23 protein-coding genes and 1 pseudogene are annotated in these 23,379 nt (G+C 64.0%); 14 read left to right on the top strand and 10 right to left on the bottom strand.

Annotated elements, in window-relative coordinates; translation table 11 throughout:
- Positions 1 to 132: 132 nt before the first annotated feature.
- Both AC0L15_RS21105 and mobA read left to right on the top strand, forming a co-directional pair.
- A pseudogene (locus tag AC0L15_RS21105) lies at positions 133 to 267 on the top strand (sulfurtransferase FdhD); the annotation flags it as partial.
- Positions 257 to 889: a molybdenum cofactor guanylyltransferase MobA gene (mobA, locus tag AC0L15_RS21110; protein WP_023797616.1), complete on the top strand. Its 633-nt coding sequence runs from the start codon at positions 257 to 259 to the stop codon at positions 887 to 889. The pseudogene AC0L15_RS21105 and the gene mobA, both read left to right, overlap by 11 nt.
- A 10-nt stretch (positions 890 to 899) precedes the next feature.
- Here the strand turns inward: mobA and AC0L15_RS21115 are convergent, their stop codons facing one another.
- Genes AC0L15_RS21115 through AC0L15_RS21135 form a run of 5 tightly spaced genes read right to left on the bottom strand, consistent with a single transcriptional unit; the run spans position 900 to position 6,318 of the window.
- A complete protein-coding gene (locus AC0L15_RS21115; RefSeq protein WP_287249833.1) occupies positions 900 to 2,861 on the bottom strand; it encodes a molybdopterin biosynthesis protein in 1,962 nt (653 codons plus the stop codon).
- Positions 2,862 to 2,868: 7 nt separating this feature from the next.
- Positions 2,869 to 3,990, bottom strand: a complete 1,122-nt coding sequence (locus AC0L15_RS21120; protein WP_353685230.1) for a molybdopterin-binding protein — start codon at positions 3,988 to 3,990, stop codon at positions 2,869 to 2,871.
- Between the two features lie 50 nt (positions 3,991 to 4,040).
- Positions 4,041 to 4,853 (bottom strand): ABC transporter substrate-binding protein, encoded by an 813-nt coding sequence (locus AC0L15_RS21125; RefSeq protein ID WP_419697112.1) that lies wholly within the window; start codon positions 4,851 to 4,853, stop codon positions 4,041 to 4,043.
- 47 nt (positions 4,854 to 4,900) lie between these two features.
- Positions 4,901 to 5,623 (bottom strand): ATP-binding cassette domain-containing protein, encoded by a 723-nt coding sequence (locus AC0L15_RS21130; RefSeq protein ID WP_128166679.1) that lies wholly within the window; start codon positions 5,621 to 5,623, stop codon positions 4,901 to 4,903.
- A 2-nt stretch (positions 5,624 to 5,625) separates the two neighbouring features.
- Positions 5,626 to 6,318, bottom strand: a complete 693-nt coding sequence (locus AC0L15_RS21135; RefSeq protein ID WP_128173391.1) for an ABC transporter permease — start codon at positions 6,316 to 6,318, stop codon at positions 5,626 to 5,628.
- 100 nt (positions 6,319 to 6,418) lie between these two features.
- Between AC0L15_RS21135 and AC0L15_RS21140 the strand changes: the two genes are divergently transcribed.
- On the top strand, positions 6,419 to 7,294 hold the full coding sequence (locus AC0L15_RS21140) for a helix-turn-helix transcriptional regulator (protein WP_128166296.1): 876 nt from the start codon (positions 6,419 to 6,421) through the stop codon (positions 7,292 to 7,294).
- Positions 7,295 to 7,336: 42 nt separating this feature from the next.
- Here the strand turns inward: AC0L15_RS21140 and AC0L15_RS21145 are convergent, their stop codons facing one another.
- Positions 7,337 to 7,543: a DUF6494 family protein gene (locus AC0L15_RS21145; protein WP_031254328.1), complete on the bottom strand. Its 207-nt coding sequence runs from the start codon at positions 7,541 to 7,543 to the stop codon at positions 7,337 to 7,339.
- 109 nt (positions 7,544 to 7,652) lie between these two features.
- Here AC0L15_RS21145 and AC0L15_RS21150 point away from each other — a divergent pair, with 109 nt between their 5' ends.
- Positions 7,653 to 8,939 carry a c-type cytochrome gene (locus AC0L15_RS21150; protein WP_287249829.1) on the top strand — a complete coding sequence of 429 codons (1,287 nt, stop codon included), beginning with the start codon at positions 7,653 to 7,655 and terminating at the stop codon, positions 8,937 to 8,939.
- Between the two features lie 9 nt (positions 8,940 to 8,948).
- Here AC0L15_RS21150 and AC0L15_RS21155 read toward each other — a convergent pair whose 3' ends face one another.
- Both AC0L15_RS21155 and AC0L15_RS21160 read right to left on the bottom strand, forming a co-directional pair.
- Entirely contained in the window at positions 8,949 to 10,184 is a 1,236-nt protein-coding gene (locus AC0L15_RS21155; protein ID WP_287249826.1) for a GGDEF domain-containing protein, read from the bottom strand.
- A gap of 245 nt (positions 10,185 to 10,429) precedes the next feature.
- Positions 10,430 to 12,469: a 4Fe-4S binding protein gene (locus AC0L15_RS21160; RefSeq protein WP_419694144.1), complete on the bottom strand. Its 2,040-nt coding sequence runs from the start codon at positions 12,467 to 12,469 to the stop codon at positions 10,430 to 10,432.
- A gap of 101 nt (positions 12,470 to 12,570) precedes the next feature.
- On the opposite strand from AC0L15_RS21160, the gene AC0L15_RS21165 reads away from it, so the two are divergent.
- The 10 genes from AC0L15_RS21165 (at position 12,571) to AC0L15_RS21210 (ending at position 21,707) form a co-directional block, all read left to right on the top strand.
- Positions 12,571 to 13,308 carry a biotin/lipoate--protein ligase family protein gene (locus AC0L15_RS21165; RefSeq protein WP_287249823.1) on the top strand — a complete coding sequence of 246 codons (738 nt, stop codon included), beginning with the start codon at positions 12,571 to 12,573 and terminating at the stop codon, positions 13,306 to 13,308.
- The gene (locus tag AC0L15_RS21170; RefSeq protein WP_287249821.1) at positions 13,299 to 13,841 is read left to right on the top strand and encodes a DUF6505 family protein; all 543 of its coding nucleotides are present in this window, start codon (positions 13,299 to 13,301) and stop codon (positions 13,839 to 13,841) included. Before AC0L15_RS21165 ends, AC0L15_RS21170 begins: the two co-directional genes overlap by 10 nt.
- A complete protein-coding gene (locus AC0L15_RS21175) occupies positions 13,838 to 14,854 on the top strand; it encodes a DUF6352 family protein (protein WP_473496934.1) in 1,017 nt (338 codons plus the stop codon). The genes AC0L15_RS21170 and AC0L15_RS21175 overlap by 4 nt, the downstream gene beginning before the upstream one ends.
- 13 nt (positions 14,855 to 14,867) lie before the next feature.
- Complete coding sequence (locus AC0L15_RS21180; RefSeq protein WP_419694146.1) at positions 14,868 to 15,380, top strand: DUF3305 domain-containing protein; 513 nt, start codon at positions 14,868 to 14,870, stop codon at positions 15,378 to 15,380.
- Positions 15,377 to 16,078 carry a DUF3306 domain-containing protein gene (locus AC0L15_RS21185; RefSeq protein ID WP_128166282.1) on the top strand — a complete coding sequence of 234 codons (702 nt, stop codon included), beginning with the start codon at positions 15,377 to 15,379 and terminating at the stop codon, positions 16,076 to 16,078. The genes AC0L15_RS21180 and AC0L15_RS21185 overlap by 4 nt, the downstream gene beginning before the upstream one ends.
- Before the next feature lie 115 nt (positions 16,079 to 16,193).
- The gene (locus AC0L15_RS21190) at positions 16,194 to 16,853 is read left to right on the top strand and encodes a TorD/DmsD family molecular chaperone (protein ID WP_473496936.1); all 660 of its coding nucleotides are present in this window, start codon (positions 16,194 to 16,196) and stop codon (positions 16,851 to 16,853) included.
- Positions 16,854 to 16,886: 33 nt separating this feature from the next.
- The gene (locus AC0L15_RS21195) at positions 16,887 to 17,105 is read left to right on the top strand and encodes a formate dehydrogenase (RefSeq protein WP_023797596.1); all 219 of its coding nucleotides are present in this window, start codon (positions 16,887 to 16,889) and stop codon (positions 17,103 to 17,105) included.
- A gap of 7 nt (positions 17,106 to 17,112) precedes the next feature.
- Positions 17,113 to 20,025, top strand: coding sequence for a formate dehydrogenase subunit alpha (locus tag AC0L15_RS21200; RefSeq protein WP_287249815.1), 2,913 nt, complete (start codon positions 17,113 to 17,115; stop codon positions 20,023 to 20,025).
- 15 nt (positions 20,026 to 20,040) lie between these two features.
- A complete protein-coding gene (gene fdh3B, locus AC0L15_RS21205) occupies positions 20,041 to 20,637 on the top strand; it encodes a formate dehydrogenase FDH3 subunit beta (RefSeq protein ID WP_128166279.1) in 597 nt (198 codons plus the stop codon).
- A gap of 53 nt (positions 20,638 to 20,690) precedes the next feature.
- Positions 20,691 to 21,707, top strand: coding sequence for a formate dehydrogenase subunit gamma (locus AC0L15_RS21210; RefSeq protein ID WP_287249814.1), 1,017 nt, complete (start codon positions 20,691 to 20,693; stop codon positions 21,705 to 21,707).
- 125 nt (positions 21,708 to 21,832) lie between these two features.
- Here the strand turns inward: AC0L15_RS21210 and AC0L15_RS21215 are convergent, their stop codons facing one another.
- Positions 21,833 to 22,045, bottom strand: a complete 213-nt coding sequence (locus tag AC0L15_RS21215; RefSeq protein WP_287062353.1) for a hypothetical protein — start codon at positions 22,043 to 22,045, stop codon at positions 21,833 to 21,835.
- A 40-nt stretch (positions 22,046 to 22,085) separates the two neighbouring features.
- Positions 22,086 to 22,745, bottom strand: coding sequence for a hypothetical protein (locus AC0L15_RS21220; RefSeq protein ID WP_287062354.1), 660 nt, complete (start codon positions 22,743 to 22,745; stop codon positions 22,086 to 22,088).
- Positions 22,746 to 23,379 lie beyond the last annotated feature (634 nt).

Here is a 23,379-nt window from a genome sequence, read left to right on the forward strand (position 1 = left end):
CCCCCCCCCCCCCCCCCCCCCCCCCCCCCCCCCCCCCCCCCCCCCCCCCCGGGGGCCCCCCCCCCCCCCCCCCCCTCCCCCCCCCCCCCCCCGGGGGGGGGCGCCGCGGGGGCGCCCCCCCCCCCCCCCCCGCTGGTCGGTCGGGCGCGCGGCAAGCGGTTCGCCGTGCTATCGGGCGCGGACCGCATCGTCTTCGACCAGGACCTCGCTTCCGTCGACGAGGAAGCACCGCGTCACAGACGCAAGGGAGCCGACGATGGCGAATGAGAAGGTGCCGACCCTGGGCGTCGTTCTCGCCGGCGGGCTCGCCCGGCGCATGGGCGGTGGCGACAAATCGATGCGTCGGATCGACGGACTCACCATCCTCGAGCGTGTCCTCGAGCGCCTCAGCCCGCAATGCGACGGGCTGTTGCTGAACGCCAATGGCGACCCTGCCCGCTTCGACCGCTTTCGCCTACCAGTCGTCGCCGACCCGGTCGAGAATTATCCGGGCCCGCTTGCCGGCGTGCTTGCGGGCCTCGACTGGACCGCGGCGAACAGGCCCGATGTCGAATGGATCGTCAGCGTCGCAGCGGACTGTCCTTTCTTGCCGCGCGACCTCGTCGAACGGCTGCATCGGGCGCGCATGGCGAAAGCTGCGGATCTGGCGGTGGCGATGTCAGCGGGTCGGACGCATCCTGTCATCGGGCTGTGGCAAGTGGCGATGCGAGATGCGCTACGCCATGCACTGGTCGAAGAGGGCGTTCGCAAGATCGACCTGTGGACGGCTCGCTACAAGGTTGCAACCCAGTCCTGGCCGGACAAGCCGGTGGATCCCTTCTTCAATGTCAACACGGTCGAAGATTTTGCCGAGGCCGAACGGCTGGTTGGGCACCTTGCCGACCCTTAACCCGGATATCTCACACTTGGCCAGGTCGGGTAAAACCCATGCGCTCGACCGCCTCGTTGAATTCAGGCGAAGCGAGCGCGGTTAGGAAGGCCTGCACCGCGGGTCGCTGTTTGCGGGCAGAGACCAGCGCGAAATCATAATGCTCTTCCTTCAGCGCAATGAAGCCGAGCCCGGCTGAGCGCGCCACCGGCGCAATGGTGACGCCCCAGTCGGCTCGGTTCTGCGCCACGGCCGCCGCGACGGCATTGTGCGAGCGGGGCTGGTTCCAATATCCGTCGGGGCGCGCGGCACCAAGCAGTTGGTCGATCAGGATGCGCGTGCCCGAGCCTTGGTTGCGGTTGACCATCATGCAATTGGGATCGGCGAGTGCGGCTCGCACCGCCTCCTCTGGGTCGGTCCCCTGGAAGCGCAGGTCGCCCGGGCGGTAGACGATGCCCTGCATGCGTCGCCATCCCTGCACGAGTTCGAGGCCTTCGCTCAGGAACGGCGCATTGTAGCTTTGCGTCTTGGCATCGAAGAGGTGGATAGGCGCGATATCGCACTCGCCTCGCCTGGCCGCGGCCAGGCCGCCCAGGCTGCCGACCGCGATGGACCGCACCGTCAGGCCGGCGCGAAACAGAATGCCCACGACAAGATCGAGGCCGGTGCAGTTGCTGCCGATCACCACGAGATCGGGAACACGGACGTGCGGGGTGAACAGCGTCACCGACGCCTCGCTTCCGGCAGGCATATTGTCGGCTAGAGCTTCGATGCTGATGAAGCCGTCGGCCTGGGCAAAGGACGTTATCGCCCCCGAGCCCTTGCCGGTGGGATAGGCGACCAGCCCCTGCTCACCCTCGACCAGCGATACCATCACGAACTCCGTGCGGCCGAGTTCGGACTGAATGCGCAGTGGGACCTTTGCAGCGACCTTCGCTTCGGTCCGAGGCGGCAGGCCCGCCATGCGCCGCAGCACGGGTACGATCATGTCGTGGAAGGTGAACATGGCCGAAGTCGGGAATCCCGGCAGCACGACGACCGGCTTGCCGTCGCAGACGGCGAGGCAAAGCGGCTTTCCCGGCTTCAGCGCCACGCCATGGGCAACGATGCCGGGCGCGCCGAGACAGTTCACGATGCGGTGGCTGACATCACCCGCGCCCTTGGACGTCCCACCCGACAGTATCAGCACGTCATGCGCCGCCAGCGCCTCGCGCATGGCGGCTTCGAGTGTGGCTTCGTCATCCGGATAGGCGCCGAGAAAGCTCGCCTGGCCGCCATTTTCGGTTATCGCGGCGCTGACGATTGCGCCATTGGCGTCGTAAATGCCGGCGGGTCGCAGGGTGTCGCCTGGTTGGACAAGTTCGTCGCCGGTCGACAAAACCGCCACCCGCAGCTTGCGCGCCACCGTCACCAGCGCAATTCCACAGGCGGCAAGCATGCCGATTTCACGCGAGCCGATCACCGTTCCGGCGCGCAGCAGAACCTCACCGCGGGCAATGTCGGATCCGGCATGCGAGATGAACTGGCCGGGCGAGGCTCCGCGCCTGACCTCGATGGCATCGCCTTCGGCTGGGTGTGTGTGCTCCACCATGACGATGGCATCGGCGCCGCGCGGCACCGGCCCGCCCGTCGCGATCGAGGTGGCGGTGCCTGCGAGCACAGGGATTTGCGGGGCGACACCGCAGGCGATGGTTTCGCGGTTGAGCAGGAGCCTGGCAGGAAGCGCCTCCGACGCGGTGGCGATGTCGGCGGCGCGCACGGCAAAACCATCGACGTTCGAACGGTCGAAGGGCGGCACGTCGATCGGAGCCGTGACATCATCGGCAAGCGGCAGCCCAAGCGCATCCGCCAGCATCAGTTCTTCGGTCGGGGTCGTCCTGGGAAATAGCACCGCCTCGAAACGGGCGAGCGCCTCGTCGCGCGACAGGACCGTCAGGAACTGCTCCTGGCCGGTATGCTCCTGGCCGGTATCTGGGCGGGTGGATCTGGTCATCACCGACTCATCTGGGATCGTCGAACACAAAGGCGCCGACAGGTGTTCCCGCGGCCCAACCCTCACTGCCCCCTGGAATGGCAAGCCATGCATCCGCCAGGCGGATCGCCTCCAGCGAAAAATCTCCTATCGCAAGCGGCCGCCATCTGTCTTGTTGCTGGTTCAGCAGGACGATCTCGGCCAGTCCGACCGTGGACGAGATTTTCCGCTCCAGCGCCAGGACCGTCTGTCGCCGGGCGCTCCTGTCCGTCAGGCGATCGATAGCCGGCTGAACCAGCGCCAGAAAGGCGGCAAGAGCCTGATCGGGCGCGCCGGGCAGAGCAATGATCGGGACCGCATCGAGCCGTCCGATCGCCGCGGTTCGGCCGGGCTGTAGCGCTATGTTGTGGGCGATGAGCGCCCCACGCGCGGCAAGCGCGTCGGCTGTAGCGTCGGCGCGCCCCGCACCAGTGCCTCCAATCAGGATGATCAGATCGCCGGCAGCATTGCCAAGCGCCTGGGCGACGGATTTGGCGTCGCGCGAAACCGTTTCGATATCGAACACCGTCGCGCCAGAAGCTCTTGCGAGGTCGGCGACAAGATGGCCCGTGAAAGTATCGCTCGTTGGGGCGGCGACATCGATCAGGCGCACCTGCGGCATCCGCACCGCAATTTCACCAATCCCTGCACTTCGCACGGTCAGGAGGTCCGCGGCCGACAGCCTGTGCCCAGCAATGATCAGCGGCCGGCCCGCCGCCATGTCCTCGCCAGCGCGTCGCACGCCCTGGCCCGGAGCTGCCTCATCGAGCGCCTGGGGCATCGGGCCGCTGCAATCGATGAGATCGGCCTCGAGAACGCAATCGCATCCCTCCGGCATGGCGCCGCCTGCTTCTATCCAGACCGGAAATGCCATCAGCGGCAGCGGCGAATAGGCCGACGCACCGGCAAGATCGAGCGCGCGGCACGCCCAGCCATCTGTCTTTGCCGTGTCGCGGACCGGCTGCGCGCGTGCCAGGGGCGGCATGGCGGCGCCGATCTTCCCAGGCGTCTGGTCAAGCGGCAAAAGAGTGGGCGCGACCGGCTCCACTCCGTCGAGGAGTGCGGCGAGAGCCGCTTCGAGACCGGTCAGCGCGCCGATGGAAGGCTGCATTCTCATCATGTCCGATGATGGGGCAGATGCGAACCGCTTTGCAACCGACTTCAGGAGCGCTGCTGCTCAGCGTTCGGGAAGAAGAGTTGCTGGCCGTCAATGGTGTACTCGCCGATCGCCTGCTGTCCTTCCGGCGAGATCAGCCAATCTATGAAGCGTTGGCCGGGTTCGGCCTTGACGTTCGGATGCCTCGCGGGGTTCACCAGGATGACGCCGTACTGGTTGAACAGCCTTTTGTCGCCTTCGACCACGATCTCCAGTTCGCCGCGGTTCTTGAACGCCAGCCATGTGGCGCGATCGGAAAGCACATAGGCATCCATGGCGCTGGCTGTGTTGAGCGCAGCGCCCATGCCCTGCCCTATCTCCTTGTACCAGGGGTCCCCCACCGCCGCGATATCGACACCTGCCGCCTTCCAGAGTCCGAGTTCAGCAAAGTGGGTTCCGGATTTGTCGCCGCGGGAAACAAAAACAGCTTTTTTGCTCTGGATCGATGTCAAGGCGACTGCGATATCCGGCGAACCCTTGACGCCGGCCGGGTCGCTTCTGGGCCCAATCAGGACGAAATCATTGTACATCACATCGAAGCGTCTCACGCCAAAACCTTGCTGGACGAATTTCTCCTCCTGCGCCCTGGCATGGACGAAGACCACGTCTGCGTCTCCCCGGCGGCCGGCGTCGAGCGCCTGGCCGGTTCCCTGCGCGACCACCCTCACCTCGATACCGGTCCTTGTGGTGAACAACGGCAGTATGTGGTCGAAAAGGCCGGCATCCCGCGTCGACGTCGTCGAGGCCACCACGATCGACTGTTCCTGTGCGCTGGCCGATGCGCCGCTGGAGGCGAGGAAGGTCAAAATGACCGCAATTGCGGTAAACTGCCGACGGTTCAGCACTGGAAGCTCCATTTCCGCAGTCAAAGAACGAGTTCCCCATGGATAAAGGCTGCAGCTTCTGCGGATGCGGGGCGATCGAAAAAATCACCGGCGCTGGCGTGCTCGCACAGTCGGCCGCGAACGAGGAAGACGACATCTCCCGCGAGCCGTCGCACCTGACCGAGATCGTGCGAAGCCATGACGATCTTGGTGCCCGATTGGGAGGCCATGAGGATGATCTCCTCGACATGGCGGGTTGCAGCGGGATCAAGGCTGGCGGTGGGCTCATCGAGCAGCAGGACCTCGGGTTCGCGCGCCAGTGCGCGGGCAAGCGCCACGCGCTGTTGCTCGCCGCCGGACAAGCGCCGCGCAGGTCGCGCCGCCAGGCCCAGAAGGCCCACACGATCGAGAAGTTCCTCGGTGCGTGTCGCGCGACGATGGCGCGGACAGCCAGCTTGCGCCAGTCCGTAAGCCACGTTGGCGGCGACGGAGCGGCGCAGCATCACCGGTTTCTGGAGCAGCATTGCCCGGCGGCCGAGGCCGCGATCGGTGCGCCCACCCCAGCTCACAGTTCCTGCGGAAGGCGCGGCAAGTCCCATGCAAACCCGAAGCAGTGACGTCTTGCCCGCGCCATTGGGACCGAGCACCAGTGTCGGCGCACCGGGAGCAATCGCCAGGTTCAGGCGGTCGAGCATGGTCGTGGCGCCGGCGCTGAGCGAGACCCGGTCCAGAACGAGAGGAAGGTCGGTCAGCGCGGCCCGCATCATCAAGCCACCCGTTGCTCCGACCACAATCGCAGGCCCCAGGCAGCGGCATTGATGGCAAGAATGAGGCCGATCAGGATGACGCCGAGCCCGATCGCGAGCGGCAGGTCTCCCTTTGATGTTTCGAGCGCGATCGTGGTGGTCATGGTTCGGGTAAAGCCCTCGATATTGCCGCCGACGATCATGACCGTGCCGACTTCGGCGGCCGCCCGGCCGAAGCCGGCGAGCATTGCGGTGATCAGGCTGAAACGGCTGTCCCACAAGAGCGTCGCCACCCGGCCTGTCGGGCCGACGCCCATCGCCGTCAGTTCGTCGCGATATTCGCGCCACAAATCCTCGATGGTCTGGCGCGTCAGAGCCGCGATAATCGGCAGGACGAGAAGCGCCTGCGCGATGACCATGGCGGCCGGTGTGAACAGCAGGCCGAACGCGCCGAGCGGCCCTGATCGCGACAACAGCAGGTAAACGGTCAGGCCGACGACTACGGGCGGCAGGCCCATGAAGCCGTTGACAAGCACGACGAGCGCGGAACGTCCCGGAAAACGGGTCAGTGCCAGCAACGCCCCGAGCGGCAGTCCCACGACGGCCGCAACTGCAACGGCGGCCAGGGTAATGGTCAGCGAAAGCCGCACTATCGAGATCAGCGTCGCGTCGCCACTCGCGATAAGCTGCCATGCATTTAGGCCTTCTGACATACCCTTTCACCTGCGCTGCGTCGTCCTGCTATTTCTGCTGCATTTACTCCGCATTCGTCAAACAATTGAACCTGCGCAGGAATATGCATAAGATTGCAGGATGGATTTGCTGACGACTGCAGAAGCCGCAGACTATTTGCGCCTTGGCGAACGCAAGCTTTACGAGCTGGTCGCCAAAAACAGCATCCCGTGCAGCAAAGTGACGGGCAAATGGCTGTTTCCGCGTAACGAGCTCGACCGGTGGGTTCTGTCGGGATTGGCGCGTCCCGACGGAATGATTGCGCCCGAGCCGCCGCCCATAGTCGGCGGCAGCCAGGACGACCTGCTTGAATGGAGCCTTCGTCAGGCGGGCTCTGGCCTCGCCTCGCTTACCGAGGGGACGGCAGGCGGCGTTGCGCGTCTTTTGCGTGGCGAGATTGCCGCTGCGGCGATCCATTTCCACGGTGATGCCGCCGACCCCAATGTGGAGGCCGCGCGCGCCATGCCGCGGCTGCACGATGCGGTGCTGATCGGTTTCACGCGGCGCGAACAAGGGCTGCTGCTGCCGCCGGGCAACCCCCGATCGCTCAACAGCCTGGCCGATGTCCTAGAAAGCGGCGCCAAGATCGCGATGCGCCAGGTCGGGGCCGGAGCCCAAATGCTGCTGGATGTCCTGGTCGCCCGCGCCGGCGCCAGCCAGAGGCGGTTGAACCGGCTCGAGCCGCCATGCCTGACAGGGCCGGAACTCGCTGCCGCGATCCGGACCGGCAGGGCCGATTGCGGCATCGCCACACGCGCCGCCGCGCGCGCCGCCGGCCTCAAATTCGTGTCATTGGCGTGGGAGAATTTCGATCTGCTGATGCGGCAGCGAACCTATTTCCAGCCTTCGATCCAGGCGCTGATCCGCCTCATGGCCGAGGACAGCTTCACCCAGCGCGCCGCAGAACTTACGGGCTATGACACCGACCCGGCCGGGCAGGTCCGATTCTTCCATTGATGTGGGGTGTCGATGGAGCGCCGGGCGCACCGCCGAACCTGTTCAGCCAAGGTCGATGTCGCCTTCGACGACGTGGTGCAGACCCGCGCGTTCGGCCGTGATCACGGCCCTCACGGTCAGGCGCCCCTGCCCTTTCAGTCCCGCATCCGCCACGGCCTTTTCGATCGCCTGCTGCGAGGTGACGCCGACCTGCTTCAGGAACTTGCGCATCGACACGTTGAAGGCATCGGTTTCCATGTTTTGAGTCATAGGATTGCCTCTAATAGCTTGGACTGTGCGGCTGGTCGGGTCGCGATCGCATGCTGTTCCCCGGCAAAGACGCTGCCCGCCAGCGGAACACGGAAACGTATGATGCGCAATGCATAAGACGCTCGCAACAGCTTTGCTCGCTGCTGTTTTCCTCGCCGGCACGACGGCACATGGTGCGGAACTGCGCGGGCATGGCGGTCCGGTGCGGGCGATTTCCGTGGCGCCGGACGGAAAGACGGTGGCAACCGGCAGTTTTGATACCAAGGCAATCATCTGGTCGCTTGAGACCGGCGAAGCACGCGACGTGCTGCTCTTTCATGAAGGTGAGGTAACTGCCGTCGCTGCATTGCCGAACGGGCGCTTTGCCAGCGCCGGTACGGATGGTCGCATCGCGATCTGGCAAATCGGTCGAGGCGAGCCGGCCCGCATCCTGGAGGGCCACACCGGGCCTGTCGCCGACCTCGAACTGTCACCCGACGGATCGATGCTGGCTTCGGCGTCCTGGGACACCACCGTCCGGCTCTGGCCGCTTGCCGGTGGGCCAGCGCGCGTCCTCGAAGGCCATCGTGCAAACGTCAATGCGCTCGCCTTCTTGGCGGACGCAACCCTCGTCAGCGCCGGCTATGACGCGACAGTCATCTTTTGGCCGAGCCAGGCTGGGGCGGCTCCGCTTCGGGCCATCATGCCGACGCCGCTCAACGCGCTAGCAAGAGCGTCCGGCGACCGCCTGTTCGTCGCAGGTGCTGACGGGCAGCTTCGGCTGCTCGACCGGCGCGGCAAAGTGCAGCTGGAAGTTCCGGTCTTGGGCAAACCGGTGATTGCTCTCGCCGCCACCGCAGACGCGAACTATCTCGCCGTCGCCGGCATCGGTGATGGAATCCTGTTGCTGGACGCCATCAGCCTCTCCACCATCCGCACGCTCGACACCTCCGGCGTGGCGGTATGGTCGCTTGCGTTCGCGGCTGGCGGCAAGACGCTTCTGGCTGGCGGCGCCGACCATCTGGTGCGGGAATGGAACGTCGAGACGGGCGAGCGCCTTGGAGCCGCGACAGCAGGCAGGACCGATCCGATGGCCAGATACGCAGGCAATCCGGACGCAGAAGTATTTCGCGCCTGCGTTGCCTGCCATACGCTCGACCCGAACGATGGCCATCGAGCCGGGCCGACGCTGCATGGCATTTTCGGGCGCAAGATAGCGTCCGTGCCGGGTTACCATTATTCGCCCGCTTTCCGGAAAATGGACATCGTCTGGACACCGGAAACCGTGTCAGAGCTGTTCGAGCTGGGTCCGAACGCCTACACCCCCGGCACCAAGATGCCTGAACAGACGATCAGCAATGCCGAGGATCGGGCAGCCCTGATCCGCTTTCTTCAGGCCGAGACACGCACCGACTGAACTTCGACATCACCGCATCGACCGAGCGCCCAAAAGGCTCGATGACTCCAGCCTGTGGAACACCGCCCGATTGCGGCCAGTCTGCTTGGCAACATAGAGTGCTTCATCGGCCTGGCGCTGGAGCTGCTCCGGCGAAATGGCCTGGTCCGGCGCCTGGACCGCCACGCCGATGCTGAGGGTGATATAGCGGGACACGCGGGATCCAGGATTAGGAAGACGAGCAGCTTCCACACACTCGCGAATTCGCTCGGCTACAATGGCGGCCTCTTGCTCGTTCACACTTGGAAGCAGCACGAGAAATTCCTCACCGCCGTAGCGCGCAACATGATCGCGATCGCGCCTCACGTTCTCCCGGATCAAGCGGGCGACCTCGATGAGGCAACGATCGCCCTCGGCATGACCGAGACGATCGTTGAGCTTCTTGAAGTCGTCGATGTCGCACATCAGCATGGCGGCGCCGCCGGGGCATTTGCCGCCACCGCCCCAGACGTGGTCGAGCGTTTCCGTCATCCGGCGCCGATTGTCGACGCCGGTCAGCGGATCGGTTCTCGCCAGAAGCTCCAGCCGATCGTTCGCTTCTGCCAGTTCGGCAACCCTGTGTCGGTCTCGAAGCTCGAACAGAAAAGTCTTCTGAGCCAGAATTGTCATCGTACGCCGCGCGGCGACCGTAGCGAGAATGCCGCTGGCAAAAAACAACGTGGCAGCCACCGCATTGCCAATCTCAAGGCCCGGGTTCTGCACCTGGAAGACGAGATAGAGACCGAGAGCCAAAACCGCGACCGTCACGGTCCATGCCTGAGGGACGCCGAAGATGATGATGGCGGTAATCGCTACGAACAGCATGATGTTCAAGTGCCGTTCGTAGAACTCGCCGCCGACGCTTGCGCCGACCAATACGATCGACAACAGGATGAGGAACATGCCTGTGATCAGGGAAACCCCCTGGACCCAGGACGGGCGCCGTTTTCGCCAGACAAGGACCACGGCTGCAGCGACGGGAGGGATGATGGCGCCAGGCAAGAGCATGGATAGCGCGATCGACCTTGGAAGCATCACCAGGTTGAGCGCCAGCGTCAGGACATCCAGGAACGCCACCCATGTCATCCAGGCGCGGATGATCTTGGCCGTTTGCGACCAGACACGTGCCTGAAACAGGCGCTTGATCTCGCCTTTGAGCCGGATGTCGCGCGTGCGCTGCGCCAGAAGTCGCTCAACTTCCGCCGTGACGGCAGGATCGTCCTGCATGTCGAGGTGCGTTCGATCTACCAATCGACGGGCCCTGAGGCCCCCTTTCCCATACATCCATTCGAGCCACCCGGTGGTCAGCCGAGCGGCAAGCATGTCACGCTATGCCTAAGATTTGATTGCTAAAACCGTTTATTTGCGTGTTGATTGCAACCCTCGAAGCCGGCTCTCCGCTTGACGCCGGCAAGGCGGTGCACCCGACCTATGTCGAGGGGCAGTCCAAAGCGAGGGCTCAGACCGAGGGCTCAGACCGCCTTGTCGCTCGAGGCCTTGCGCTCCCGCAGATAGTCTTCAGTGGTTCGCGGCGGCGAGCGACCAGGGCCTGCATAAGGATCGAAGCCCTCATTCATCGCCGCATCGACGCGGCAATTGTCGCACATCCGTACAAGGTCGAGCCGCCGTGCGTTCTCGCCTGCAAACATCCAGTGTTTGCCTTCGAGCTTGGCGACGATCCGCTCGACGGTGCTCCTTGTGCCGAACGGCTTTGCGCAGCGGATGCAGTTGTACGGCTCCTCTTGCTTCACGACCCGGCTGCGAGCACCCCATGCCTGGAAATCCACCTGCGGCGTCAAGGTGATGACCTTCTCCGGGCAGGTCGCGGCGCAAAGGCCGCACTGCACGCAGGCGCTCTCGGAAAAATACAGGGCCGGCTGCTGTTCGCTGTCGGAAAGCGCCCCGGTTGGACAGGCCGAGACACAAGAGAGGCAGAGCGTGCAGCCGTCGACATTGACGTCCAGGCCGCCGAACGGAGCTGCAGCAGGCAACGCCACCCGGTCGACCGGCGTCGGCGCGGCTCGATGGAGCTCGAGCATGGTGCTCGTCAGCAGGCTGCGCTTCTTGCCGAGCGGCAGGAATGCCGCCGGGCGCCGCGACGCAACATCTGGAGTAATCAGGTCGAGCGCCGAGGCGAGTATGTCGGGATCGTCCACTTCGATCAATCCGCAGACCTCCGCGCCATAACCGAGAGACCGGCTCAAAAGATTGGCGATTGCGATGTTTGCGGCAATTCCGGTAAGCTCATGCCTTGGCTTGGCCGACGACAGCGCCCTTACGGCGCAAGCGCCCCAGGCGACCGGCGCGGTCCACGCCTCGATCCCTAACTGGGTTATCTCGTTCACCGCGACCGGCAGGACATTTGCGGGCAGACCCGCGCCGAAGCGGGCAAGTGCGTCGATCAGCGGCTCGCCATGGCCTAGATCATGGAAAAGCACAATCGCATCCAGGCCGCCCGCCTCACGATAGGTGACAAGAAGCGTCCGCAGCCGCCGAAGCAGCGACTCGGCATCCGGCACGGCGTAGGCGGCAGCGCCCGTGGGACATGCCGCCGCGCAGCTGCCGCAGCCGGCGCATACTTCCGCATCGATCGCGACGTGGTTCCCGGCGGGCGTTATCGCCCCAGTCGGGCACAGGTCGAGGCACCGTGTGCAGCCGGTGATGCGCGATCTCGAATGGGCGCACAGATCGGAGGAGAAATCGATGAAGCGCGGCTTGTCGAACTCGCCAACCAAATCGGCTGCCGTTGCGATCGCAACGGCGACGGAGGCGCGATCGCCGGGATCGGCCTTCACGTAGCCGTCGCGCAATTCATGAGCAGGGAAAAGCGGAGCCCCGCCGGAGAGATCAAGGATGATGTCGGCGTTTGAGACCGCTCCATCCCGCGATATCCCAAAGCCAAGCCGATCGCGCGAAGATGGATTGGGCGCCGCGAAATCGTCGACTGTCAGCTCGAAGGCGCCAAGATGGCCGCGCGCTTGCCGGATCGTTCCCTGCAAGACGGGAAAATCCCAGACCCGGTGCGGCGCGATTTCGCGCGGACGGCTAAGCAACACAGTGACGTCCAGCTTTTCGGCGAGTTGCCGGCCCGCATCGATCGCCGTGGCGTCGCAGCCATAGACCAGGACGACACCATTGCTCGAAAGCGTAACCAGCGCGGGTGGCGAAGCGGGTTCGGCCGCCATGGCGAGCAGAGCCGCCGCTTTCGGGCCGGCAGCAGCAGCATCCTGCGACCAGCCGCCCGTCTCGCGAATGTTTGCGAAAACCAGATCGCCTGCGAAACCGAGTTCCTCGGCGAGGTCGCCGAAAAGCGGCGCCTGCTGCGTGCAGCTGATGGTGACTGCTTCGCCGCCGCTCAGGGCGCTGCGCACCCGGTCGAGTTCCGTGCCGCAGAACTGGTCCCCCGCCTCGACCCGTACGCCCTTGCATCCGCGGGCGACGCTGGCGCCGAAGCGTGGCATGCTCCGCTCGCACGAGCAGACCAGGACCGTGCGTGGTTTGTCCAGGCTCATTCCGACTCCCGTGGCATCTTCCTTGTCCACGCGGTAGCGCCTCTTGCCTGGAAGTATTATAAAGACATTACAGTCGCCGTCATCAAAATATGGATCGGCCTATGCGGCCCTCTGTCAGCGACCTGCAACTGCCACCGCCTTACAGCCTCGTGCCGCTGAGAGAGGCCGGTGACGCCTTTGCGCACGCCTGCGCGATCGCGGCAGACGAAGGCGCAGGCACGCTTGCCTGGGTGCGCCGCTACGATCTGGCCGAATTCGCAGTGGTGCTCGAGCCTGAGGAACCGCTGGAGGATGCGCGTCGCGCGATCTATGCCGGCATGAACGCACTTGCCGATGCGCTTGCGGTCCATGCTCCGCCGTCGCGGCCCATCACCTTCGACTGGCCCGACACTGTTCGTGTCGACGGGGTTCTCGTCGGCGGCGCCCGCCTGGGCTGGCCGGCAGGGGCCCCGGAGAACGAAACCCCCGACTGGCTCGTCTTCTCCGGCATGATCCGCACCGCCGTCATCCGCGCCGACGAGCCCGGTCTGCGTCCGCTGCTTGGCGCGCTTGACGAACTCGGCTTCGTTGCGCTCGATGCCGGTGAGATCGTTGCGAGCTTCTCCCGCCATCTGATGGCCGCATTCCACGAATGGAGCGACAGCGGCTTCGGTTCGATCGCCAGCCGCTGGCTCGACCGGCTGCCCCGAAAGGGCGACGAGCATGCAGAGATTGCCGGCAACGGCGATCTGCTGATTTCCCACACGGCCTCTCAAGGGCTTCGCGAGCGAAAAAGCCTGCCCGAGGCGCTTGCCAGGCCCTCCTGGCTCGATCCGATGACGGGCACGCCATGGCTTTGAAGCTGCCGCGAACGATCCGCCTCGATCCATCGGACACGTTTGTCTATTCGCGCGCTGCAGAACCAGGCGAGTGGGCGGTGACCGGCACCTTCCTGTTCTTCGGTGCCGATGTGGCCAGGCTTACCGGCAAGCAACGGCAGGCGTTCCGCGCCGGGTTCCTCGGCATTGACAGTTTCGGTTGGTCCACCCTCGTCGTGGTCACCGACGCGTCCGCGCATGATCGCGCGGCGGCCGTCGATCGGCTGGCCGAGCAGCTTGTGGTGCGATGCGGTGCGCCGGACACCGAAACGGCGCGCGCCGCCGCCGAAGAGGAGATAGAATTCGCGCAATCGCTGTGCGACCACCCGCCAAACACGCTGATTGCGGTCAACCGCACCAGCGAACAGGCCGGCACCCGCGAGTGTTTCCGAACCCTGCATCGCAAGGCGAGCCGGCTGGAGCCGGCAACGGCATTCCGCTTTGTCGAAATCGACGGCGAGGAGGAGTCGACGGAAAAGTTCGATCTCCTAGCATTGGCCGGGAGGCAGAAGTGAAGGATTTCTGGGTTTCCTCAGGTCATCACCTTCTCGACAGGGATGAGGCCGGGCGCCTGCTGGTGACCGACTCCTTTCTGAAGGCATATTTTGCGCGGCCAGAGCTTCTCCCTCCCGAAACGGCCTGCCCGGCGGAGCTGCGCCTGCATCACGAGCTTTTGATGCATCATCCGCGCCGGCCGGTCGCGAAGCAGGAGATCGCCGCCCTGGAGGACCCGGATGCGCGCGAGAACTGGGAGTTCATGATCGCCTTTCGCGACCATGTGTTGGCCGCTCCCTCACTCGAGGCCGCATATCTCGCGCTGGCGCGCGGCTCGGCCGAAACTATCCCGCCGCTGTTCATGAACCAGCTTGCGCAGGTCGTCCTGCGCAATGCGCTGGATGGTCAGCACGACGCCTGCGTCGTGCGAGCCGCGGAGCTGTTTTATCGGCCGCAACGGGTGACGTCTAACGAGGGCGCCGTGCTTCTCGCCGATGCCGAAACCATAGAGCTGCATGAACAGAACCGCCATGCCTCGCCACTCCTGAACATGCTTGGTGGCCCAGCCGTCACCGAACTGGAGATACTCGACGAGAACAATGCCGAGCGTTACTTCGCCAGGAGCGACGCTTTCGATATGGTGCTCAAGGTGGGCAGCGCGCGCAGTCCGACCCGGCGCGGCCTTGCCACAGCAATGGAGATCTGGGTTCGCCATCTACTTGCGGTGGACGTGGAGATCGAGCCGGTGGAGCGGATCGAGGACGAGGACTGGGCCTGGTTCGTCGGCCTCGACGCCGAAGCGACCCGCATCGGCAACACGCTCTGGGCCGGCGATGAACTTGACCCGGAGGCTGCACAGCGCGTGATTGCACTGTTCCGGCTCACCTTCTCCGACACAGGCGAAGTACTGCCGCAGGTGGGCGCCAGGCCCGTCTGGCTCATAATGGCCATGACCCCTGACCGAACGATCCGCATGAAGCCGCAGAACCTTGTCGCAGGCCTGCCGTTTCGCGCCCCAGGGACGGTGAACTAGGAGGATTGGTGCCATGGTGCGGGAGACGGCGGAAGTCGGGGTGATCGTCGAGCGACGGGCTCTGGACAACCCGTGGATCGACCATGTCTGGGTTCCCGTGGCCGTGCTGGCGGGCGCGCCGAGCGCGGCGCCATGGTCGGTGCTGCACGAATTAGACGGCGTGACGCGCTTCTATGCCGGAACTTTCAAGCTTGAGCTCTTCGGGTGCGACACGGGCATGTACCGGGACAACCTCCGTTCGGGGCGGCCTAGCCTGTGGATCGCGCTCCGGTCGAGCGATGCTCCACCCGGAGTTGTGCTGCACCTGGTGACCGCCGACCCTTTCGAGGGCGAGTCGCTGACCGAGGCTGGCCCCGACATCATCGAGGCCGTGCCGATGCCGATCGAGCTTCAGCAATGGCTGGCCGCCTTTGTCGAGACGCATCACGTCGAGCGTCCTTTCATCAAGCGCAAGCGCGATCGGGCGGACCCTGATGCCCTGGCGAGGCGCGGTCCTCGTTCCGGAACGACGGATGATGCCGAATGAGCGCGGGACGCGACAATGTCTTCGCCCGCTGGTCGCGCCTGAAACAGGCGGCGCGTTACAGTTCGACTGCGGGGCCGCAGAACGATCAGCTTTCGCCTGACGAAGTTGCGGCGCCAGCCGATACTGGTGAGCAGCTTGCACCAGCAATTGTCGAGCCGGAGGCCGCCGAGCCCGCCGAGCCCCTCCCTCGCCTCGAGGATCTGACCGCTCAAAGCGATCTCTCAGCCTTCCTGCGCAAAGGCGTGCCCAAAATGTTGAAGCGCGCCGCATTGCGCAAGATGTGGTCGCTCGATCCGGCAATTCGTGATCATATCGGGCCTTCCGAATATGCCTGGGACTTCAACAGCCCTGGATCCATGGCGGGATTCGGCCCCTTGAAAGCATCCAGCGAAGCTGTCGTGGATTTCCTGTCGAACGGCGGCAACCCGACCGATCCGGCACCCGCCGCCATGGCTTCGCAGGCGCCGGAGAAGGCGCCAGCGACCAGCGCCGTTTTGGCGGACGAGGGCGTGAACGCCTCAGCCGATGGGTCGGATTCTGTCACGCCGGACAGTTCGATCGAACCGGCAAACCCCGAATCTCCTTCGGCCGACGGCGCCGGGACCGCCATCGACCGCGACGAAGGCGCCGGCGCCGGCGCCGCGGAATCATCGCCAATCGATCGCCAGCGACGCCATGGCGGCGCCATGCCGCGCTGATCTGGATTTGTTGCCATTTTGGCACAGTCGCTGTTGCAATTGCCGGGCGGGGCACTAGTATTCACTTTACCCACTCGTTGAGGGGCACGGTCGAGGTCAGTAGATGAACCCAGACTTGCGCCTGGAGGAGGCAATCGGTACGTCGTTCGGAGCTGACGCTCTGGTTCCCGGCGTAGAAGATGCTGACGTCAACGACGTGAACAGCGCACGCGCGGATGAGTACGCGCTGCTCGCCACGCTTCTCCTGGCCGCTCCGGATGCAAACATCATGGCGCGGCTTTCCGGGTTGCGAGGCGACGCCGAGACCCCGCTCGGCAAGGCTCATGCCGCACTCGGCCAGGCCGCTACTTCAGCCTCTCCGGTTGCCGTCAGTCGCGAGTATTTCGAGCTCTTCATCGGGGTCGGGCGCGGCGAACTCGTTCCCTACGCCTCCTACTACCTGACCGGCTTTCTCAACGAACGGCCGCTTGCCCGCCTGCGCGGGGACATGAGGCGCCTCGGCCTTGAACGCGCGGACGGTCATTTTGACCCGGAAGATCATCTCGGCACGCTGTTCGAGATCATGAGCGGCTTTGCCGCCACCCATTTCGTGGTTCCCGCCGGCGAGGAGCGGGACTTCTTTGAACGTCACATCGCGCCGTGGGCGAGCCGTTTCTTGGCCGATCTGGAAAACGCGGCCTCGGCCAGGTTTTACCGGGCAGTCGGCGCGTTGGGGCGGATTTTCATCGACATCGAAGCCGAAGGCTTTGCCATGGAGGCGCGACCAAGCTCGTGACCTGATCGCGTCGACGCATAGGGAGGAAGGCAGATGCAGGAAAAGCAACAGACGGCAATGAACCGCCGCAGTTTCCTTCGCGCCTTCGGCGGCGCATCCACTACCGCCGTGGCCGCCGCCGCCGTGACGCTCACCCCAGGAGAAGCGCAAGCTTACGATCCCGGTGAGGAGGAGACGAGGGCTCGCTACCGCGAGACCGAGCACGTCAAGGCATTCTACCGTGTAAACGGTTATGAGACGTTGAAGAAATGAGGGCGCCATGCTGACCAAGCGCAAGAGCGGTCAGGCGAGCCGCACAAGATTGCACACACTGATGGGCACGGTCGCCTCCGCTCCCATCGACCGGCGAACCTTCCTTCACCGTTCCGGTCTCGCGGCCGGCGGAATGGCTGCACTCGGGTCGTTCCAGCTCGGCACCGTTCAGAAGGCGGCGGCCATCAGTCCGCCGCAGCCGGGCGTGCCTATAGAACTGAAGAAAAGCGTCTGCACCCATTGCGCGGTCGGCTGCACCGTTACCGCCGAAGTCCAGAACGGAGTTTGGACCGGTCAGGAGCCTTCGTGGGACAGCCCGATCAACCGCGGCTCCCATTGCGCCAAGGGCGCAAGCGTACGCGAGCTCGTACACAGCGACCGCCGGCTGAAATACCCGATGAAGCTCACCGCAGGGCAGTGGGAGCGTGTCTCCTGGGACGACGCAATCAATGGGATTGGCGACAAACTGCTCGAGATCCGTGAAAAGTCCGGCCCGGAATCCGTCTACTGGATGGGGTCGGCCAAGTTTTCCAACGAAGGAACCTATCTCTTCCGCAAGCTCGCGGCGCTGTGGGGAACAAACAATCAGGACCACCAGGCCCGCATCTGTCATTCGACGACCGTCGCCGGCGTAGCCAACACCTGGGGCTACGGCGCGATGACGAACTCCTTCAACGATATCCGCAATTCGAAGACCATGATCATCATGGGCGGCAACCCGGCTGAGGCGCATCCGATAGCGATGCAGCATCTGCTGGAAGGCAAGGAACTCAACCAGGCCAATCTGATCGTCATCGATCCCCGTTTCACGCGCACCGCCGCCCATGCGACCGAGTACGTCCGGTTCCGGTCCGGCACTGACATAGCGCTGTTGTGGGGCATGCTATGGCACATCTTCGAGAACGGCTGGGAGGACAAGGAATTCATCGCGCAGCGCGTCTACGGGATGGATGAGGTCCGCAAGGAAGTCGCGAAATACACGCCGGAGGAGGTTGAACAGATCACCGGCGTGCCTGGCGATCAGGTGAAGCGTGTCGCTGAGATGTTCGCCACGCAGAAGCCGTCGACGATGATCTGGTGCATGGGCCAGACACACCACACGGTTGGCACGGCCAATACACGCGCAAGTTGCATACTGTGTCTCGCCACCGGCAATGTCGGCAAGCCGGGGACGGGCGCGAACATCTTCCGCGGCCATGACAACGTCCAGGGCGCGACGGATATCGGGCTCGATGTGGTCACCCTGCCCTTCTATTACGGGCTGACGGAAAGCGCCTGGAAGCACTGGTCGCGCGTTTGGGAGATCCCCTACGAGGACCTGCTGAGCCAGTTCGACTCGAAGGATGCCATGGAAACGCCGGGCATACCGCTGACAAGGTGGTTCGATTCCGTCTCGCTGCCCAAGGACAAGATAGCGCAGCGCGACAGCATGCGCGCCATGTTCATTCAGGGCCACGCCAGCAACAGTATCACCCGTATCCCGGATTCGATGAAAGGCCTGACAGGCCTGGAGCTGCTTGTCGTCGCCGATCCCCATCCCACCACCTGGGCATCGCTGGCGGTGGAGGCGGGGCGAAAGGACAACACTTATCTGTTGCCGGTCTGCACGCAATTCGAGACGTCAGGCTCGCGCGTCGCCTCAAATCGGGCCATCCAGTGGGGTGAGCAGATCGTGAAGCCGAGCTTCGAGCAGAAGGACGACTACCAGGTCATCTATCTGTTGTCGAAGAAGCTCGGGCTTGCCGACAAGATGTTCAAGAAGATAGCCGTCGAGGGCGACCGTCCGGTGCCGGAGGACGTGCTGCGCGAGATGAACCGCGGCAGCTGGTCGACGGGCTATTGCGGTCAGTCGCCGGAGCGGCTCAAGGCGCATATGAAGAACCAGCACAAGTTCGACCTGGTGACGATGCGGGCTCCCAAGGACGATCCCGAGGTCGGCGGCGACTATTACGGCCTGCCTTGGCCATGTTGGGGCAAGCCTGAGATCCGCCACCCGGGTACGGCCAATCTTTACAGCACCGGCCTGCATGTCATGGACGGCGGCAGCCCGTTCCGCGCCCGCTTCGGCGTCGAACGAAACGGCCAGACCCTATTGGCGGAAGGCTCCTACACGCAAGGCTCGGAACTCACCGACGGCTATCCGGAGTTCACCATGGCCGTGCTCAAGAAACTCGGCTGGGACAAGGATCTGACGGCGCAAGAACGCGCCGTGATCGAAAAGATCGGCGACGACATCAACAAGGTCTCATGGTCGACGGATCTGTCAGGCGGGATCCAGCGCGTCGTGCTCAGCCATGGCTGCCATCCCTACGGCAACGGCAAAGCGCGCGCAGTAGCGTGGAACCTGCCCGACCCGGTACCCACCCATCGCGAGCCGATCTATTCGCCGAGGGTGGATCTGGTCGCAAAATATCCGACCTATCCCGACGCCACACAGTTCCGGTTGCCGAACATAGGCTTCAGCGTGCAGCAGGCGGCGGTGGAAAAGGGCATCGCCAAGTCGTTCCCGCTGATCCTGACCAGCGGCCGGCTCGTCGAGTATGAAGGCGGCGGCGAGGAAACGCGGTCGAACAGATGGCTGGCCGAGCTGCAGCAGGAGATGTTCGTCGAGATCAACCCGGCCGATGCTTCCGAACGCGGCATCGGCGATGGCACCTGGGTTTGGGTGAATGGTGCGGAGAACAACGCGAAGGCGCGGGTGAAGGCTCTGGTCACGGAGCGCGTCGGCCGCGGCGTCGCGTTCATGCCCTTCCACTTCGGCGGCTGGTTCCAGGGCAAGGACCTGCGCGCCAACTATCCGCAGGGCTCCGATCCATACGTTCTGGGAGAGAGCGTCAACAGCATCACCACCTACGGCTACGACCCGGTGACGGGCATGCAGGAGCCGAAGTGCACGCTCTGCCAGATCGTTGCGGCGTGAACGGGAGGAACAGAAATGGCCAGGATGAAATTCCTTTGCGACGCTGATCGTTGCATAGAGTGCAATGCCTGCGTCACCGCCTGCAAGAACGAGCACGACGTACCATGGGGCATCAACCGGCGCCGCGTCGTCACCATCAATGACGGCAAGCCCGGCGAACGCTCCGTCTCGATGGCGTGCATGCATTGCACCGACGCGCCTTGCGCGGCGGTCTGTCCGGTCGACTGCTTCTACACCACGGCCGACGCGGTGGTGCTCCACTCCAAGGACCTCTGCATCGGGTGCGGCTATTGCTTCTACGCCTGCCCGTTCGGCGCCCCGCAATATCCGCGTGTGGGCAATTTCGGTTCGCGCGGCAAGATGGACAAATGCACCTTCTGCGCCGCCGGCCCGGAAGGTGATTCCACCGAAGTCGAATATGCCAAGTACGGCGCCAACCGGCTGGCTGAAGGCAAGCTGCCGCTTTGCGCCGAAATGTGTTCGACCAAGTCGCTCCTGGCCGGCGACGGGGAGATCATCGCGGCGATCTACAAGGAGCGTGTGACGCAGCGTGGCTATGGTTCGGGAGCCTGGGGCTGGCAGACGGCCTATCGAGAAACAATCGACGTGTAGGAGGCAGTCGGGCTCGTCCCGCGCGCAACGGAGCTATCACGGAGGATGCAGAAATGCCGGACAACAGGCTTGGTCGACTGATTCCGCAGGTTATCGCGGCGTTCATAACGCTCACGCTTCTGGTGGCCGGGCCCGTGTACGCGCAAGCCCCATCCGGGAGCAACCCGACCGCTCAGGCGGTGAACGAACAGCAGCTTCTTGATGAGCTGCGGAAGATCGAGGGTCGCGTCACCCTGCCCAATACGGCCGCCGGCTTGCTCGAGCAACCGCAAGGCCGCGAGTACCGCAGCTTCCACGAGGGCTGGCTGCCGTGGATCGGCGGTATCGCGATAACAGGCATTTTGCTGCTGCTGGCGCTGTTCTATTTCTACCGGGGCCGCATCCGTACATTGGCGCCCGAATCGAGCGTAAGGATCTTGCGCTTCGGTGCTGTGGAGCGGCTGACCCACTGGATGACCGCCACGGCGTTCATCATCCTGGCCATCACCGGCTTGAACTTTATCTTCGGCAAGCGTCTGCTGATGCCGCTGATCGGGGCCGATGCATTTTCAACCTGGTCGATTTGGGCGAAATACGCCCACGACTTCGTCTCCTGGGCGTTCATGCTCGGCATATTGGTCATGCTGGTGACATGGGTCTGGGACAATCTTCCGGATCGCCATGACGCGCATTGGCTCAGAGTCGGCGGCGGTTTTTTCGACAGAACCAACAGGACGCATCCGCCGGCCGGACGTTTCAACACCGGTCAGAAGCTCATCTTCTGGGCCGTCGTGCTCGGTGGAATTGCGCTTTCGGTATCCGGCATATTCATGCTGTTCCCGTTCGCATTCACCGACATAAACGGCATGCAGACGGCCCAGTATGTTCATGCGACTGTCGGCATAATCCTGATCGCTGTTATTATCGCTCACATCTATATCGGCACGCTCGGCATGGAAGGCGCCTATGAAGCAATGGGCTCGGGCACGGTCGATATCAACTGGGCGAAGGAGCATCATAGTCTTTGGGTCGAAAGACAGGAGGCCAAAGGTGCGATACCGCCGCGCTCGGCGGCCGAACCGGCCGAATAATAGCTTCTGCGCGGAATCGAAATGCCCGGGCCATTGGTCCGGGCATTTTTTAGGCGTGGTGGTAGGCTTTCATTGCGCGAGCGTGCCTCGAAATCCACGTCAGCGAGCGCAGGTCTATATCCGGGCTACGAAGGTGTCTCCTCGCCGCCCGCGACTGCGGTGGAGTTGTCGCCCGTCCAGTTTTGACCGACCAGATTGTGTCCCGGATCGCCCACGCGAGTGCTCTCGCTGCTGTAAACCTGCCATGCTGGCTGTTGCTGCTGCGCGTTCAGAAGAAAATAGCTGGCCCCGAACGCAATTGCGATCGAAACGACAATTCCGGTCAAGATCATACCCATCCCGCCTTCTCCCTTTCACCTTCTCAAAGTCCGCAGTCACTCATTGTGGCGGCGGCGTCTGCTGCGCCGGATCCTGCCCCGTCACAGGTGGATTGCCAGATCCCTGAGGGGCCGCACCGGACTTTTGCTGATACTGCAGGTCGAGCGCCGCCAGTGCAAGCAACGGCGGCGGCATGGCGACGCCGGCCACTCGCATTTCCCGCGCGGTCTTCTGGCATTGTGCAATGTCATTGGCGGCGGCCAGTTCCTCCGCTTTCGCGGCATTGATCACGGAATCCTTGGGAGTGCTCGACGTATCGGAGGGGGGCACCGGCGCGGCCCTGCTTTCCTTCTGGGGCGCGTTCGTCGCCGATCCGCTGGCCACCTTCTCTTTGTTCGGTTGTGGAGCATCGCTGGCAACCCCAGCCTGCCCGGTAATTTTCTGCGCCGAGCCCGTTCCGGTCTCGGGCTTGGCGGGCGCGGCTGCGCTGGTAGAAGATGTGCCAGACTGCTGAGCCGAGGCAGCCGCGGTCGGGCTAGCCGCTTCGGCAGGCGCCTTCATGAAGGCGAGGAGCTCCTGGCAGAGATTGGCAGGCCCGCCTGGCTGCTGGGCAGCGGGCGTTGCACCCGCTGGAGCCGTGGGCTCGGGGGCAGTGCTCGTCTGCGCCAGCGATGTTGACGTCGACAAGGCAACGATTCCTGCGAGAAGCATTTTTTTCATCGCTTCGCTCCTTCCGTGATGAAAATCACCCGCCTCGGCGACAACATAACGTCAGAAGGTGCCCGAACGATCCATGGAATTGCGACGCCTGCCTCGCAATTCGGCCATCGGGCGATCCCGCGGCCTTCCCGACTCTTCAGCTCAACGAATGCGCCCGCCCTCGACGAGGCGAGCACGATGATTGCCGAAGTCGCAAGGGCTGCTCGGCGAGCGATTGGATGCGCCCGCCTTGGCTAAAGCGAAGGCCAATTGCGGACGGGGATTCGAATGTCCGCCGAGAGGGGTACGTGGTCGCTCAGCTTTGTTATGGCGATCTCGTCATAGGTGCCGAGTTCGACAAAGGAATGGGAACGTTCCGAGGCACAAATATGTAGTCGATATGGAAGGCCTGATCCTGCTTCCATCGATGGAAGCAGGTCGGTGATTTTTCCTCGCCGAACCTTTTGTCGTGGAATTCATGCCATGCGCTTACCAGACCAAGTCGAGAGATAAGCTCCAGGGCGCGCGCAAAATGACCGTCCGGACTTCGATTCGCGTCGAACCTTGGAGATTGATTGGATCGTGCCCCATGGCGTGGTGTAGGTAACGGCATTGGTCGCCGTGCTCTCCGGCAAGGGCCGGACTGATCAGCGCG

The sequence above is a fragment of the Mesorhizobium sp. WSM4846 genome (assembly GCF_055811415.1).

Bases quoted from the DNA above. Each gene is read 5' to 3' on its own strand.
- mobA (WP_023797616.1), top strand. From the start codon at position 257: ATGGCGAATGAGAAGGTGCCGACCCTGGGCGTCGTTCTCGCCGGCGGG.
- AC0L15_RS21115 (WP_287249833.1), bottom strand. From the start codon at position 2,861: ATGACCAGATCCACCCGCCCAGATACCGGCCAGGAGCATACCGGCCAG.
- AC0L15_RS21120 (WP_353685230.1), bottom strand. From the start codon at position 3,990: ATGCAGCCTTCCATCGGCGCGCTGACCGGTCTCGAAGCGGCTCTCGCC.
- AC0L15_RS21130 (WP_128166679.1), bottom strand. From the start codon at position 5,623: ATGCGGGCCGCGCTGACCGACCTTCCTCTCGTTCTGGACCGGGTCTCG.
- AC0L15_RS21135 (WP_128173391.1), bottom strand. From the start codon at position 6,318: ATGTCAGAAGGCCTAAATGCATGGCAGCTTATCGCGAGTGGCGACGCG.
- AC0L15_RS21140 (WP_128166296.1), top strand. From the start codon at position 6,419: ATGGATTTGCTGACGACTGCAGAAGCCGCAGACTATTTGCGCCTTGGC.
- AC0L15_RS21145 (WP_031254328.1), bottom strand. From the start codon at position 7,543: ATGACTCAAAACATGGAAACCGATGCCTTCAACGTGTCGATGCGCAAG.
- AC0L15_RS21150 (WP_287249829.1), top strand. From the start codon at position 7,653: ATGCATAAGACGCTCGCAACAGCTTTGCTCGCTGCTGTTTTCCTCGCC.
- AC0L15_RS21155 (WP_287249826.1), bottom strand. From the start codon at position 10,184: ATGCAGGACGATCCTGCCGTCACGGCGGAAGTTGAGCGACTTCTGGCG.
- AC0L15_RS21160 (WP_419694144.1), bottom strand. From the start codon at position 12,469: ATGAGCCTGGACAAACCACGCACGGTCCTGGTCTGCTCGTGCGAGCGG.
- AC0L15_RS21165 (WP_287249823.1), top strand. From the start codon at position 12,571: ATGCGGCCCTCTGTCAGCGACCTGCAACTGCCACCGCCTTACAGCCTC.
- AC0L15_RS21170 (WP_287249821.1), top strand. From the start codon at position 13,299: ATGGCTTTGAAGCTGCCGCGAACGATCCGCCTCGATCCATCGGACACG.
- AC0L15_RS21180 (WP_419694146.1), top strand. From the start codon at position 14,868: ATGGTGCGGGAGACGGCGGAAGTCGGGGTGATCGTCGAGCGACGGGCT.
- AC0L15_RS21185 (WP_128166282.1), top strand. From the start codon at position 15,377: ATGAGCGCGGGACGCGACAATGTCTTCGCCCGCTGGTCGCGCCTGAAA.
- AC0L15_RS21195 (WP_023797596.1), top strand. From the start codon at position 16,887: ATGCAGGAAAAGCAACAGACGGCAATGAACCGCCGCAGTTTCCTTCGC.
- AC0L15_RS21200 (WP_287249815.1), top strand. From the start codon at position 17,113: ATGCTGACCAAGCGCAAGAGCGGTCAGGCGAGCCGCACAAGATTGCAC.
- fdh3B (WP_128166279.1), top strand. From the start codon at position 20,041: ATGGCCAGGATGAAATTCCTTTGCGACGCTGATCGTTGCATAGAGTGC.
- AC0L15_RS21210 (WP_287249814.1), top strand. From the start codon at position 20,691: ATGCCGGACAACAGGCTTGGTCGACTGATTCCGCAGGTTATCGCGGCG.
- AC0L15_RS21215 (WP_287062353.1), bottom strand. From the start codon at position 22,045: ATGGGTATGATCTTGACCGGAATTGTCGTTTCGATCGCAATTGCGTTC.
- AC0L15_RS21220 (WP_287062354.1), bottom strand. From the start codon at position 22,745: ATGAAAAAAATGCTTCTCGCAGGAATCGTTGCCTTGTCGACGTCAACA.